Source organism: Streptomyces albus subsp. albus, assembly GCF_000719865.1.
Taxonomy (GTDB): domain Bacteria; phylum Actinomycetota; class Actinomycetes; order Streptomycetales; family Streptomycetaceae; genus Streptomyces; species Streptomyces albus_E.
This window is the reverse complement of sequence record NZ_JOID01000008.1, coordinates 56,126-69,941: the sequence shown is the minus strand read 5'-3', so window position 1 is coordinate 69,941 and position 13,816 is coordinate 56,126. Positions and strand designations below refer to the sequence as shown.

General features: G+C 75.5%; 9 protein-coding genes. 3 read left to right on the top strand and 6 right to left on the bottom strand.

Annotated features, from left to right (window positions below):
* The first annotated feature begins 280 nt into the window (after window positions 1–280).
* The 3 genes from IF83_RS0109155 to IF83_RS33675 all read left to right on the top strand — a co-directional run bounded on the left by IF83_RS0109155 (window position 281) and on the right by IF83_RS33675 (window position 6,992).
* On the top strand, window positions 281–916 hold the full coding sequence (locus IF83_RS0109155; protein ID WP_030543579.1) for an NADPH-dependent FMN reductase: 636 nt from the start codon (window positions 281–283) through the stop codon (window positions 914–916).
* A 371-nt stretch (window positions 917–1,287) separates the two neighbouring features.
* Window positions 1,288–2,268: a pectate lyase family protein gene (locus IF83_RS0109150; RefSeq protein ID WP_030543578.1), complete on the top strand. Its 981-nt coding sequence runs from the start codon at window positions 1,288–1,290 to the stop codon at window positions 2,266–2,268.
* A 275-nt stretch (window positions 2,269–2,543) separates the two neighbouring features.
* Window positions 2,544–6,992: a substrate-binding domain-containing protein gene (locus IF83_RS33675; protein ID WP_158711023.1), complete on the top strand. Its 4,449-nt coding sequence runs from the start codon at window positions 2,544–2,546 to the stop codon at window positions 6,990–6,992.
* Here IF83_RS33675 and IF83_RS0109140 read toward each other — a convergent pair.
* The 6 genes from IF83_RS0109140 to IF83_RS0109115 all read right to left on the bottom strand — a co-directional run bounded on the left by IF83_RS0109140 (window position 6,958) and on the right by IF83_RS0109115 (window position 13,268).
* Complete coding sequence (locus tag IF83_RS0109140; RefSeq protein ID WP_078843312.1) at window positions 6,958–7,758, bottom strand: ABC transporter permease; 801 nt, start codon at window positions 7,756–7,758, stop codon at window positions 6,958–6,960. The genes IF83_RS33675 and IF83_RS0109140 overlap by 35 nt on opposite strands.
* 1 nt (window position 7,759) lies before the next feature.
* Window positions 7,760–8,740 (bottom strand): ABC transporter ATP-binding protein, encoded by a 981-nt coding sequence (locus tag IF83_RS0109135; protein ID WP_167343578.1) that lies wholly within the window; start codon window positions 8,738–8,740, stop codon window positions 7,760–7,762.
* Between the two features lie 89 nt (window positions 8,741–8,829).
* Window positions 8,830–10,146, bottom strand: a complete 1,317-nt coding sequence (locus IF83_RS0109130; RefSeq protein WP_244176974.1) for an MFS transporter — start codon at window positions 10,144–10,146, stop codon at window positions 8,830–8,832.
* A gap of 457 nt (window positions 10,147–10,603) precedes the next feature.
* Window positions 10,604–11,242 carry a hypothetical protein gene (locus IF83_RS0109125; protein WP_158711022.1) on the bottom strand — a complete coding sequence of 213 codons (639 nt, stop codon included), beginning with the start codon at window positions 11,240–11,242 and terminating at the stop codon, window positions 10,604–10,606.
* 300 nt (window positions 11,243–11,542) lie between these two features.
* Window positions 11,543–11,986, bottom strand: a complete 444-nt coding sequence (locus IF83_RS0109120; RefSeq protein ID WP_078843310.1) for a DoxX family protein — start codon at window positions 11,984–11,986, stop codon at window positions 11,543–11,545.
* 253 nt (window positions 11,987–12,239) lie between these two features.
* Window positions 12,240–13,268, bottom strand: coding sequence for a hypothetical protein (locus IF83_RS0109115; protein ID WP_158711021.1), 1,029 nt, complete (start codon window positions 13,266–13,268; stop codon window positions 12,240–12,242).
* Window positions 13,269–13,816 lie beyond the last annotated feature (548 nt).

Sequence of the window (13,816 nt, the reverse complement as noted above, 5' to 3'; positions counted from 1 at the left end):
ACGGGACTCATGGTGCTGAACGGCGTGTGCGGGTTCCGTGGGTTTCCCGGGCCTTGCGCGGCCGACGGGCGGCTCGGGCCGTCCGGGCCGGCCGGCTCAGGGGTTCGCCCCGGCCGCCGGGGCCGGTGGGCCGCGGCCGGGGACGGTGCCGGTGGCCGCGCCGGCGGCACTTGACCTCAACCATCGTTGAGGTTGAAGGCTGTTGTGGCGAGCCGGAAGACGGTGTGCGTCGCCGGCCGCGTGTCTTCGTTCGGCCATCAGTTCCCCAGAGGAGTTTCCGATGTCTCTCACCACCGTGTCCTCCCCGTCCGTCGCGCCGTCCGCTGTCACCCCGTCTGCCCCGCTCCGGCTCGCGGTCATCATCGGCAGCGTCCGCGAGGGCCGGTTCGGGACGGCCGTGGCGCACTGGTTCGCCGACGCCGCACGGCAGCGCCCCGAACTGGAGGTCGACGTGATCGACCCGGCCGGGCTGCCGCTGGAGGTCACCGGGCCCTCGGGCCGGCCCGGTGACGGAACCGCGCGCTCCCTGGAGGCGCTGCGCCCCCGGCTGGCGGCCGCCGAGGCCTTCGTCGTGGTGACGCCCGAGTACAACCACAGCTATCCGGCGGCCCTGAAGAACCTCATCGACTGGCACCGGGAGGAGTGGCAGGCGAAGCCGGCCGGTTTCGTCTCGTACGGGGGACTGTCCGGGGGCCTGCGGGCGGTGGAGCATCTGCGGCAGGTCTTCGCCGAGCTGCACACGGTCACGGTGCGGGACACGGTCAGCTTCCACAACGCCTGGGACCGGTTCGGCGAGGACGGCCTCCGGGGGGACGGCGAGGGCGCCGTGGCCGCCGCGAAAACCCTGCTCGACCAGCTCCTCTGGTGGGGCCGCGCCCTGCGCGAGGCCCGCGCCGGGCACCCGTACGGGGGCTGATCCGGGCTCATCCGGCGGCTGAGCCGGGGGAGGCGCCGGTGTTGGTGCCGACGGTGACGCCGGGCCCGCGCGGGGGGCGGGCCCGGCACGCCGGGCCCCCGCGTCCGCCGTACCCGCGGGGCCCCGCCCGCGCCGCCGCGCGCGTTCACCGGCAGGGCGCGGGGACGATCCGGACGGCGGGGCGGGAACCGGCCGCCCACCGTGGCACCGGCGCCGGGCGGGATGGGTAACGGGCGGGCGCAATAGTCCACATGGGGCGCCTGATCGTCCACAGGGGCCGCCCTAACATCGTCGGAGATGCCGGCCGCGCGGCACCGGTGCAGGAACGGTTCGATTCCCCCTCACATCCCCCACATCGGACGGAGATTTCCATGCGCAGGACGAGCGCGCGATGCAAGCTGGCCAGCGCCGCCGCCGTGACGGCGACCGTCGTCGCCCTCGGCGGGCTGACCGCCGGCAGCGGCGGGGCCGCCGAGCGGCAGGGCGGGGAGGGAGCGGCCCCCGCGGCCGCCGCCTCTCCCGTCGGCTTCGGCGCGGGCACCACGGGCGGAGCGGGCGGCTCCACCGTCACGGTCTCCAGCGCGAGCGCCTTCATCGACGCAGTGCAGAGCAGCAGCCCGCTGACCGTAAGGGTCAACGGCACCATCTCGCTGAGCTCCATGACCAAGGTGGCCTCGAACAAGACGGTCGTCGGGGTCGGCACCTCCGGCCGGATCACCGGCAGCGGGCTCAACATCAGCAAGGTCTCGAACGTGATCATCCAGAACCTCACCTTCACGGGTTCGAACGACGACGCCATCAACGTCCAGTACTCGACGAAGGTGTGGATCGACCACAACGACATCTCCGGCGCCAAGGACGGCGGCGTCGACATCAAGCGGGCCTCGGACCAGATCACCGTCTCCTGGAACCGCAGCCACAACCAGGACAAGAACATGCTGCTCGGGCACTCCGACAGCAACGGCGGCGAGGACTCCGGCAAGCTCCGGGTGACCTACGACCACAACTGGTTCGACGGCACCAACCAGCGCAACCCGCGGGTCCGCTTCGGCAACCCGGTGCACGTCCTCAACAACTACTTCGACAACGTCGGCAGTTACGGCGTCGCGTCCACCGAGGGCGCCGGGGTGCTCGTCGAGGGCAACTACTTCGAGAACACCGAGGACCCCTTCCACCTCGGTGAGGCGTCCTCCGGGCCGGGCACGCTGCGCGCCGTGAACAACAAGTTCGTCAACTCCGGTGCCGGACAGAGCGGCGGCAGCGTGGCGCCGATCCCGTACGGCTACTCGGCCGAGAACGCGGACAGCGTGAAGGCGAGCGTCACCGCGGGCGCGGGGGTCGGGAAGATCTGACCCGGCCGGCCCGCCGGGCCGGTCCGGCCGGTCGGTTCCGTTCTCACCGGGCGGGGTGAGGAGGGGACGACCGCGCCGCATCCGGCCCGCTGCACCACCGGGGACCGCGGGCAGCTTCGCCGCGGCGGCTCCCCTCACGGGCCCAGCGCCCGGGCAGGACCGGAGAACTCTCCGGCCTTGTCCGGGCGCGGGCCCGCCGCTATCGTCCACGACCCCCGGCCGGTATGCCGCTCGCGCGGCGGCCCGGGGTCGTTTCCGACGACCAGCGAGGCACCATGGCGGAACACGGGCCCGTACGGGCGCGGCCACCGGACGGCGCGGACGGCGGCCGGGAGAGCCGCGCCGGCGGCCGCCCGGACACGCGCCCGGACACGCGCCCGGACGGCAGCCCGGACGCACGCCGCGACCGCCGCCCGGACGGCCGGGCCGACCGCCGCCCGGACCGCCCCGCCGCGGGCCGCTACGACGGTGGCCGCCTCACCCTCGGCCTCGTCACGGCCAACATCCACCTCGGCGTCGGCGCCACCCTGTGGTCCGGCGTGCTGGCCGCGGCCGACCGCAACGACGTCAACCTCGTCTGCTTACCCGGCGGCCCGCTCCGCCCCGGCGGCGGGCCGCGCAACGCGCTCTACGAACTCATCGGCCCCGACCGGCTCGACGGCGTCATCTGCTGGACCTCCACCCTCGGCCTCCCCGCCGCGAGCGACCGTGCCGGGCGGCTGGCCCGGCGGCTCGGCGGACTCCCGGTCGTCAGCCTCAACCGCGGTCTCGACGGCCACGAGACCCTGCACCTCGACAACCACGCGGGCATGCGGGACGCGGTCGGCCATCTCGTCGGGCACCACGGCCGCCGCCGGCTCGCCTGCATCCGCGGCCCGCTGGCCAACCCCGTCTCCCTCGACCGCTACCGCGCCTACGCCCACGCCCTGGCCCGGCACCGCCTCCGGCTCGACCGGTCCCTGGTCTCCGCCGCCGCCGACTTCGGCAGCGGGGCGGGCGCCTCGGCGATGCGGGTGCTGCTCGACATCCGCGGGCTGCGCCCCGGGCGCGACTTCGACGCCGTTGTCGCGTGCAGCGACGTCCTGGCGGCCGACGCCCTGCGCTTCCTGACCGGGCGGGGCGTCCGGGTGCCGGAGGACGTGGCGGTCATCAGCTTCAACGACTCCCCGGAGGCCCGGCTCTCCGATCCGCCGCTCACCTCGGTGGCCCTGCCCTTCGCCGAACTCGGGGAACTGGCCGTGGACACCCTGCTGGCCCGGCTGCGCGGTACACGCCCGCCGGCGCGCAGCGTGGTGCCGGGCACGCTGGTGACGCGCCGGTCCTGCGGCTGCCCGTCCCCGCTGGTGACCCAGGGGACGGACACACCACCGGACCCGGAGGCGCCCGAGGTGCCGCCCGCGCGGGTGTTCGCCGGACTTCCCGGGGCGGGGCCGGAACTGGCCGCCGCGCTCCGTCACGGCTCCGCGGCCGGTGCCGGTTTCCTCCCGCTGCTGGAACGGCTGATCGGCAGCGAGGTCCGCACGTCCGAGGACGCCGCCGCCTGGGACGCCGCGCTGCTGCGGGCCCGCGCCCTGCTGACCGCCGGCGCGCCACCCGTGGACGCGGCCCGGGTCGAACGCCTCGTCGGACAGGCGCGGTTGATGGTCGCGGACAAGTCCGGCCGGCTGCTGGAGGGCGAGCGCTGGGCCGAGGAGCAGGAGTCGCGCCGACTGCGCGAACTGGGCACGGCGCTCACCACCGCCGTCGACCTCGACGCCCTCACCGGGGCGCTCTCCCGCCATCTGCCGCCCATCGGCGTGGCCGGCTGCCGCCTCGTCCTGTACGAGGATGGGGCGTCGGTGTTCACCCCGGCGCGAACCGCCCCCGGTGCGCCGGCCGCCGCCCCCTTCGGCCCGGCCGGTCCTCCGGACCTCTCCCGGCCGGCCCGCGCCGTCCTCACCCGCGAGGAACGGGACGCGTCCGTCGCACCCCGGCCCGGCACGGGGTCCGACGCGGGATCCGGTACGGAATCCGGTACGGAAACCGTCGCCGGCCCGGACGGGGGCCTTCCGGCGGACACGCCGTACCGTGCCGAACTCCTGCTCCCCGACCAACTGTTGCCGCCGGGCGACCGGCGCTGGACGCTGGTCGCCGAACCGCTCCACATCGGCGACGAGCAGCTGGGCTTCGCCCTCTTCGACGCGGGCGGCCGCCGGGGCACGGCACACCGGGACGGCGCGCTGTACCGGGCGCTGGGGGACCAGATCAGCGCGGCGCTCAAGGGCATCCGGCTGTTCGACGAGGTGCGCCGCGCCCGGGACGCGGCCGAGCAGGCCAACCGGCTCAAGACCCGGCTGCTCGACAACGCCACCGACGAACTCCGCACCCCGGTCGAGGCGATCCTCCACCACACCCGCCCCGAGCCGCCGCCGGTGCCGCCGGAGTCACCGCCCGAGCCGCCGCCGGCGCCGGGCGCCCCCCGGGCGGGCGCCCGGACCGAGGACGCGTCCGAGGAGCCTGCCAGGGCCGCTCCGGCCGGCAACGGGCCCCCGTACCGCTCCGGTTCCGGTTCGGGTTCGGGTGCCGGCTTCGAGCCGGAACCGCACCTCTGGGCCGGAGCCGCGCAGAACCGGGCTGCGGCCGGAACCGGGGCCGGGGGCCGGGTCTCGTCCGGGAGTCCGTCCGGGTCCCCGGCGCTCCCGGCCCTCCCCGGTCCGGACGAGCGGCTCGCCGAGCGGACCGACGCCCTGCGGACCGCGCACGAGCACGCCGGCCGGCTGCTGCGGCTCATCGACGACCTGCTGGATCTCTCCCGCTCCGAGATCGACGCCCTCGACCTCTCCCGCCACCTGCTCGACCCCCGCCCCCTGCTCGCCGAGGTGTTCGACACCGCCGCCCGCGCCCGTCCGGGCGGCGAGGGCTGGCGGCTCCGGCTGCCCGGACGGCTCCCGGCGATCAGCGCGGACGGCCCGCGCCTCCGGCAGATCCTGCTCAACCTGCTGAACGCGGCGGCCGACGGGCCCGCCGACGGAGCGTTCCGCGCACCGGCCGACGGGCCCCGCCCGCACCCCGGCCCGCACCCCGGCCCGCACTCCGGCCGGGGCCCCGGCTCCGGTCCGCGATCCGGCCCCGGCCCCGGCCCCGGCGCCGTCCGGCTGACGCTGGAGGCCGAGGTCCGGCCGCCGCTGCTCCGCGTGCTCATCACCCGGCCCGAACCGGCCCCGCCGGCCGCCGGGGCCGAAGACCTGTTCCAGCCCTTCGCCTCCGGTGCGCCCGGGATGCGGCTGGGGCTGGCCATCGCCCGCCGTCTCGCCGTGCTGCACGGGGGATCGGTCACCGCCCGCACGGACAGTGGCCGGTACGGCTTCCGGCTCGAACTGCCGCTCCCCACCCCGGCGGACGCCCCCGGCGCCGCCCCGGCACCCGCGCCCGGCGGCGGCCCGGACGGCCGTACGCTGCTGGTCGCCGCCGCCGGCGCCCCGTCGCGTGAGATCGCCGCGGTCGCCCGCCGGTGCGGGCTGTACCCGCGCCGTCTGCACCCGGACGACGACATCGCCTCCCTGGTCGCCGGCCACGGCCTGCGCCACGTCCACCCCGGCGCCGGCCCCGGCGTGGGCCACGGCGTGGGCCTCGACCCCGGCGGCAACCCGGTCCCCGCTCCCGTCCCGGGCCACGGCTCCGGCGGGAACCCCTCTCCCGGCCCCGCTCCCGGCCCCGCTCCCCTCCCGGCGGCCGTCGCCTGGGACACGGACCGGCCCGGCCCGCAGGAGTGGTCCGCCGTCCAGCGGCTGCACGACCACCCCGCGCTCCGCCACACGCCGTTCCTGCTCTACGGCCCGGTCGCCGGCCGCGATCTCGCCGAGGCCCTGCGCACCCTGCGTCCGCCCGGACTGGCCGACCCGGTGGTCGTCGTGGACGGCGACGCCGCGTCCCGCGAGCGGTTCCGGAGGCTGCTCGGCGGAGCGCTGCCCGGGCACCCGGTCCGCACGGCGGCCGACGGCACGGCGGCGCTCGCGCTGTTCGCGGAGGACGTGCCCTGCCTGCTCGTCGTCCCGCGCGAACCCGCCGACATGGACGGCTTCGACATCGTCGAGCGGATGTACGAGATCGCGAGCCAGGAACGCGGACGGGAAGGCGGACAGGAACAGCCGGCCGTCCCCGTCCTGATGCTCAGCGACCGCGGCTTCACCCGCGACGACGTGCGCCGTGCCGAGCCGCATCCCGCGCTGATGCTGCTGGGCCGGGACATCCTGACCGAGGAGGAGACCGCCGGCCTGCTGACCCGGATGACGCGCCGCGGCGACCCGGGCGCGCACCGCGCCCACGCGCCCGTACGGCACGCCCTGGCGTACATCGAGCAGCATTACCGGCGTCCGCTGTCCCGCCGCCAGATGGCCCGCGCGGCCGGGGTCAGCGAGAACCACCTCGGCCGCCTCTTCCACCGCGAACTCGGCCTGACCCTCTGGGACTACCTCACCCGGCTGCGCGTCCAGCGCGCCAAGGAGCGGCTGCGGCAGAGCGACGACAGCGTGCAGACGATCGCCCGCGCCGTCGGCTTCCACGACCGGGCCTACTTCAGCCGGGTCTTCCGCAAGGTCACGGGCGTCGCCCCGCACGTCTACCGGGAGGCGTCCGCCGCTCCGCACGCCGGCCGGGACGCCCCCGGAGCCCGCCCGGGCGCGGGTGCCCGGCCGCGTCCCGCCCCGGCCGTCACTCCCAGCGGAACCAGCGGGCCGCGGCGGTGACCAGGACGACGGCCCACAGGGCGCTGATCCCGAGGTGCGTCCAGTCCGGCCAGTTCCCGGCCGAGGCCTGGCCGAGGGCCTGGGCCGCCGAGCCCAGCGGGGTGAACTCGACGACCGTCCGCAGCGTCCCGGGCATGACCTGCACCGGAATCCAGACGCCCGCCGTGAACATCGCGGGGAAGAAGACCAGCGACCCCAGGACGTTCGAGATCTTGGTGCTGGGCGAGACCGCCGAGATGACGGTGCCCAGGGCGAGCGCGCTGAGCGTCGCGATGCCGAATCCCAGGGCATAGCCGAACGGCTGCCGCGGGAAGGCGACGCCGTAGGCGGTCCGCCCGACGACCAGGGCGACGGCGGCCGCGACGAGGATCGCGCCGAAGTGCACGGTGATCTGGGCCAGCAGCAGGCTCACGGGGCGGGCCGGCGTGGTGGAGAGCCGGCGCAGGATGCCCCGTTCGCGGTAGCCGGTGAGCACGGACGGCATGCTCTGCAGCCCCGCCGTGATGGTCGACAGCAGGACGACCGTCGGGACGTACAGGTCGATGACGCGCAGCCCGCCGAGGCCCTCGCCGGGCCTGCGGAAATCCGGGATGAGGCCGAGGATGACGAGCAGCATCGTCGGGAAGGCGATGATCCAGAAGATCGCCCCGGGCTCCCGGCGGAAGAGCCGCGCCTCGGCCTTCAGGACGGCGAGGGACACGGTCCCGGACGAGGTGCGGGACAGGGCGCGGGACAACGCGCCGGACGGTGCTGCGGGCAGGGGCATCTCACTGCGCTCCCTCGGAGGCGGCGGCTGAACCGGACGTGACGGACCCGTCGGCCGGGCCGGCCGGGCCGGGTTCCCGGCGCCGTCCGGTGAGGTCGAGGAAGGCGTCGTCGAGTGTGGCGTCCACGACGCGCAGCCGCTCCGCGGTGATGTCCTCCCGGACGAGCAGCGCGATCACGGCGTTCACGGTCTCGTCCGTCCCGCCGATCGTGATCCGGCCGGCCTTCTCCGTGACGGACGCGGCTCCCGGCAGCGCGCCCAGCGTCCCGTGGCCGACCGGCCGCGAGGGGGTGAAGGAGATGAGGGTCGCGTTGGCGGCGTGCCGGATCAGCTCCGACGGGGTGTCCAGCGCGACGAGCCGGCCCCGGTCGATCACCGCCACCCGGTCGCACAGCCGCTGCGCCTCCTCCATGAAGTGGGTGACGAGCAGGACCGTCACGCCCGCGTCGCGGACGTCCTCGATCAGGGACCAGGTGTCGCGCCGTCCGCGCGGGTCGAGTCCGGCGGTCAGCTCGTCGAGGACGACGATGCGGGGATTGCCGATCAGCGCGAGGGCGATGAACAGCCGCTGCTTCTGGCCCCCGGACAGCTTTTCGAACCGGGCGTCCAAGTGGGCGGTGAGGCCGAGCCGTTCGCCGAGCAGTCGCCAGTCCGCCGGTGCCCGGTAGAAGGAGCTGTAGAGCTCCAGGGCCTCCCGGACGGTGAGTTTCGCCTGGAGCTCGCTCTCCTGGAGCTGCGCGCCGAGGATGCGGGTGATCTCGTCGTGGTCGGCCACCGGGTCGAGCCCCGCGACGCGGACGGTGCCGCCGTCGGGCGTCCGCAGGCCCTCCACGCACTCGACGGTCGTGGTCTTGCCCGCGCCGTTGGGGCCGAGGATGCCGAAGATCTCGCCCTCCTCGACGGCGAAGGACACCCCGTCCACGACGGGTCTGCCCGCGTACACCTTGCGCAGCCCGTTCACGTCCACCATTGCCACGGCCATGCTCGCAGTCTGCCCGTCCGGGGCGGCCGCGGCATCGTCCACAGGTCCCGGACGTCCCGGGTTCCGGTCCCGGGTTCCCGGCCGTTCCGTCAGGCCCGGGTCCGGGCCGGTGCGGCGGTCCCGGTGGCCGGGACGGGGGCCGGCGGGCGGAGGATGCCCGCGGTGAAGACCGCCGTCACGCAGAAGGCCACCGGCAGGAAGAACGTCATGTTCAGCGGCATGAACGCCGTCATCGGCCCGATGATCGCGGGCCCGGCCAGCATGCCGAGATAGCCGAGGCCCGCCACCCGGGAGACGTTGGCGCCGGAGGCCTCCGCGTCCGCATGGCCCGCCGCGCTGAAGAACTGCGGGACGCAGCCGGACAGCCCGAGACCGAAGACCGTCCAGCCCACCAGGGCGAGCGGCACCCACGGCGACAGCGCGACCGCCGTCAGCCCGGCCGCCGCCAGGCCGGCCCCGTACCGGACCACGAAGACGGGACCGAACCGGGCCGCGATCCGGTCCGCCGACAGCCGTCCGGCGGTCATCGCCGTGGCGAAGGCGCCGTATGCCAGGGCGGCCGTGGCGGCGGGGGCGTCCAGCACGGTCTGCACGTGCAGCACGCTCCAGTCGTAGGCCACCCCCTCGCTGAGCATCAGGATCAGGGCCAGCAGGGCCAGCGCCCACACGCGGCGGGGCGGGCGCCGCTTGGCCGCCGGCGCGGGGACCGACTCCGCGACGGGCGCGGGCTGCTGGGGCAGGGCCGCCTTCGGGGCCTCTTCCCGTGCGCCGTCCTGCCGTGCGCCCTCTCCCGGTACGGGCACGTCCAGTGCGGGCACCTCCCGTGCGGGCACGTCCAGTGCGGGCGCCGCCTCCCGCGCCCCGGCCGCCTCCGGGCCGGGGCCCCCGGCCGTTGCCTCCGCCGCGCTGAGTGTCCCGGGCCGCAGCAGGGTCGGCGCGACGAGCACCGAGGCGACCGCGCAGAGCCCGCCGATACAGCCCAGGGTGAGGGGCACGCTCCAGTCCCAGCTGATGGTGCGGGCGCCGACCAGGGCCGCGAGGACCCCGCCGACCGAGAACACAGCGTGGAAGGCCGACATGACGGGCCGGCCGTAGCCGCGTTCGACGCTCACCGCGTGGGTGTTCATGCTGACGTCCATACAGCCGTTGCCGAAGCCGAAGACGACCACGGCGACGCCCAGCGCCCAGACGTTCTCCGCCAGACCCGGCAGCAGGAGCGAGCCGCTGCACAGCACCCCGGCCACCGGCAGCGTGCGGTGACTGCCGAACCGGTCGCTCAGCGAGCCCCCGAGCCGCAGGCCCGCGACCGCCCCGGCGCCCAGGCACAGCAGCAGCCAGCCGAGCACGGCGTGGGAGATGCCCGCCCTGTCCTCGATGGACGGGATGTGCACCACCCAGACGCCCATGACGAACCCGTTGAGCGCGAAATACGCGAAAGTCCCCAGCCGGGCCCGGCGCAGGCGCGGACCCGGTGGGACGCTCCGTCCGCCGGCGGCGCGCACGCCCTGGTCACCGTTGTCGCCGCTCCCGCTGTCCTTTCGCATGCACAGCAGGCTAACGCCCTGGTGAGGGGCGTATGGAAGCGTGCCCACGCTACGGACGGCGCCGCCGGGGCGCCGGCTGCGGGCGGCCGCACGCGCGCGGCGCGGCGGCGGAGCGCGGGGCCCGGAGTCGGAAGGGAGGCGGGAGAGGGCCTCCGGAGGGGCGGGGCACCGGAGTGCCGGCGGCCCGCACGCGCGGCGCTGTGCCGGAGCGGGGAGGAGGGGCGCGCGAACCGGGCCGGGAGGGGCGGCCGGACAGGGGCGCGAAAGGGGTCCGGGGGAACGGCCGGACGCGGTGGGGTGCCGCCGGGGCGCCGGCCGCTCAGTCCGTGAGCAGGCTGCCGCCCCAGCCGAGTCCTCCGGTGAGGTCCCCGGTGAGACCGCCGACCACTCCGGTGACGCCGTGCACGATGCCGCCAGGCGAGGCGCTCTCGCCGCCGTCCTCGCTCCCCCCGCCCGCGCCGTCGGCCGGCTCCTCGGTGCCCGGCTCCGTCACGGCGTCCGCGGAGCCGGGCGCGGACCGGTCGCCGGCCGGGGCGGATCCGCCGCCGGGCTGCCGCCCCGGACGCTGCGCTTCCCGTGCCCCGGCGCCGTGTGCGCCGGCCCGGCCCCGTTGGTCGTCCGCCGCCCGGTCGCCGGGCGTGCTCGTCGCGGCGGCCCCGCTCCGCAGGGAGCCGGCCTCCGGGCCGTCGGGCACCGGCCGGGGCGCGGCGGGGGACGCGGGGGAGAAGGTGCCGGAGGAGGTCCGCGTTCCCGGCCCGGGAGACCCGGCGGGGCTCGCCGGGAGGCCGGGCCCCCGGTCCTGGGCGCGGACGTCGGCGCGGGCCCGGGCGGTCCTGTCGTCCTCGGACGAGGCGCCCAGCGCCACGGCGATCGTCCCGGCCACGCCGAGAGCGGCCGCCGCCCGCAGGGCCGTGCTCCGGACGTACCCCGCGTGACTCTGTCTGCTGTGTCTGCCCATCCGGACGCGCTGCCTTCCCCCGTCGACGTTGACCGGCGCTCAGTTAAGCGGACAGAAGGTTTCTGCGATGGTGCGATACCGGGTTGTTGCGCGAAATGGAAGTCAGTCAACTTTCCACGACGCCCAGTTGACCGCGTCTGCACGGAACCGATCGTTCCCGGCCGCTCCGCCGCGGTTCCTCCGGTCCTTCCCGCGGCCCTCTTCCCGCCCTCCTCCCCGGGCTCCTGCCGGTTCCGGTCGGCGCGATCCCCGGAGAACCGCCCCTTACGGGGGCCTCCGGGGATCGCGGTGGACGCGGGGTCAGTCCGCCGTGGTGACGGCCCCGCGGCGGCCGGCGCCCCGCCCGCCGGAAGGGCGGACGAGGGCGTCCACCGCCCAGGGGCCCGGCCCGAGGGCGGCGATGAGCAGGAACGCCCAGGCGTAGACCGCCGACAGCTCGCCCTGGTTGACCAGCGGCAGCAGGCCGTCCGGCTGGTGCACCACGAAGTACGCGTACGCCATGGAGCCCGACGCGATCACCGCGGAACCCCGGGTGAGGAGTCCCACCATGACGAGCGCGCCGCAGACGAGCTGGATCAGGGCCGCCCACCAGCCGGGCCAGACACCGAAGGGGACGGCCTCGCCGGTGCCCCGGTTGCCCCCGAGCACGCCGAACACGGAGGCCAGGCCGTGGCACAGGAACATCAGCCCCGTGACGGCGCGGAAGAGGGAGAGTACGGGTTCGCCGAGCCGGTCCGTCTGCACGGGATCACCTCTCTGCGGGTGGGGGGTGCGGCGCGGGGGTGCCGGACCGCGGGGTGCGGGGGTGGGGGAACCGTGGGACGGGGGAAGCGGAGTGGCCGGAGCGGCGCGGGAGGAGATCCCGGCCGGGACCGGGGCCCGCCCCGCCCCTGGACCGGGCTGCGGAATCGGGCTCCGGACCCGGGCCCCGCGGGCCCGCGGGGCCCCGCCCTCGGACCGGTCGCGGCCCTCCCGGCGGCCCCGCGGCCGGGGCGGATCAGCTCCGGGCGATCCAGCCGACCATGATCCCCATCACGCCGTGGTGGGAGTGGCCCGTCAGCTCGTACCGGCTGGTGATGCGCAGTTCGTCACCGCGGCTGATGGCGCCCAGTGGCGTACCCGTGCAGGAGGACATGTCGGAGATCTCGGTGCGCCCGTGGAGGTCGATGAACTCGGGGGTCCCGCCCTCCTCGGCCACCGACTCGCAGAGCAGCCGCCCGGTGGTGAGGTTCTCCGTCTTCACCGCCGTACCGCCGTGGTGCAGATGGCCGCGCATGTGGATCAGCTCGCCCGAGACGGTGGAGGTCCAGGTCCAGCTCTTCTCGCTGACCCCTTCCGGAGCCTCGAACTCGCTGCCGCGGCAGCCGCCGGCGTCCATCCAGAGCGGAGTGAGGGCCTTGCGGCCGGAGAAGAGGGCGGACTCGTGGGTGAAGGTCAGCTCGATGTGGACGGTCTTCTCCGTGTCCGCGTGGTTCATCAGGTCGTACAGCATCGTCCAGCGCTCACCGGAGCCGACTTTGATGCCGTAGCCGTCGGGGAACACGCTCTCGACCCGCTCATTGCCGGAGGCGAAGATCCGCTGACCCGGGCGACTGCAGGTGACGTCGGTCGCGCTGCCCTTGAAGAGCACCATGTGGTGGAGCATCGGGCCGGTGTTGACGTTGGCGTTCGAGCCGTCCTCGTAGACGAGGTTGGGCTTGACGCTCGTGATGAAGCAGTTGGTGCACGGCTTCTCGACGTTGAGCGCGATCCGGTTGCTGATCTCCCCGTGCTCCTCGCCGGCCGACGCCGGAATCGTGTACGCGCCGTAGCGCACGGTGGTGGTCCGTTCCACCGCCGCGCCCTGCCGCTCGCTCGCGGTGCCGGGCGCACCCGGGTCGCTCTGCGTGCCCTGTGCGGCCTGCGCGGTCCGCGTGGTCCGCGCGGTGGCGGTCGGGTCGCCCTGCGCGGTGGCCGGTACGAGGATCACGAGGCCGACCGCCGCCGCGAGAGCGGCGAGCCGGCGCACTAATCGGTTCGGGGCCATGGATTTCCTCCTGGGGGTTGGTGAATCCATATCCGTGCTGCCGCGCCCCCCGGTCCGGAAAAGAAGCCGACCGTTTCCGGGAAACCGGCCCGATGACGAAAAAGCGGCGCTGCGAGAGGCGTTGCACGGCCCATTGCGGCACCCGCCGGCCGGGGGTGCACCAAAGATGGGGGCGGGCCTTTCCACTGTCAATGCGCGGTGGACCGGCCGGCCGCCGGAGGCCCGGCGGACACGGCCATGACCTGCTGCGGTCCGGGCTCCGCGTGCTGCGCGGCCGGGAAAGGACTGGCGATTTCACCGATAGGCGCGGGAGTGCGCTCCCCGGCCGTATGAGGGCCCGGATGCCCGGGCGGTGAAGATCCGTCCCGCCTCGGGCGGTTCGATGTCCGCCCGGCGATTACGGGGCCCCGGGTGCGTTCCGCGGCCGGGCCCCCGCCGGCTCGCCACGGGGGAATACGACGAAAAGCCCTCGGGCCGTTGGGCCGCGAGGGCTTTCCGCGGTGCGGTGGAATATCACGCACCGCGCCGCACCGCGCCGGAATCGGGGG

Coding starts and splice junctions, on each gene's coding strand:
- IF83_RS0109155 (WP_030543579.1), top strand. CDS start 281: ATGTCTCTCACCACCGTGTCCTCCCCGTCCGTCGCGCCGTCCGCTGTC.
- IF83_RS0109150 (WP_030543578.1), top strand. CDS start 1,288: ATGCGCAGGACGAGCGCGCGATGCAAGCTGGCCAGCGCCGCCGCCGTG.
- IF83_RS33675 (WP_158711023.1), top strand. CDS start 2,544: ATGGCGGAACACGGGCCCGTACGGGCGCGGCCACCGGACGGCGCGGAC.
- IF83_RS0109140 (WP_078843312.1), bottom strand. CDS start 7,758: ATGCCCCTGCCCGCAGCACCGTCCGGCGCGTTGTCCCGCGCCCTGTCC.
- IF83_RS0109135 (WP_167343578.1), bottom strand. CDS start 8,740: ATGGCCGTGGCAATGGTGGACGTGAACGGGCTGCGCAAGGTGTACGCG.
- IF83_RS0109130 (WP_244176974.1), bottom strand. CDS start 10,146: ATGGGCGTCTGGGTGGTGCACATCCCGTCCATCGAGGACAGGGCGGGC.
- IF83_RS0109125 (WP_158711022.1), bottom strand. CDS start 11,242: ATGGGCAGACACAGCAGACAGAGTCACGCGGGGTACGTCCGGAGCACG.
- IF83_RS0109115 (WP_158711021.1), bottom strand. CDS start 13,268: ATGGCCCCGAACCGATTAGTGCGCCGGCTCGCCGCTCTCGCGGCGGCG.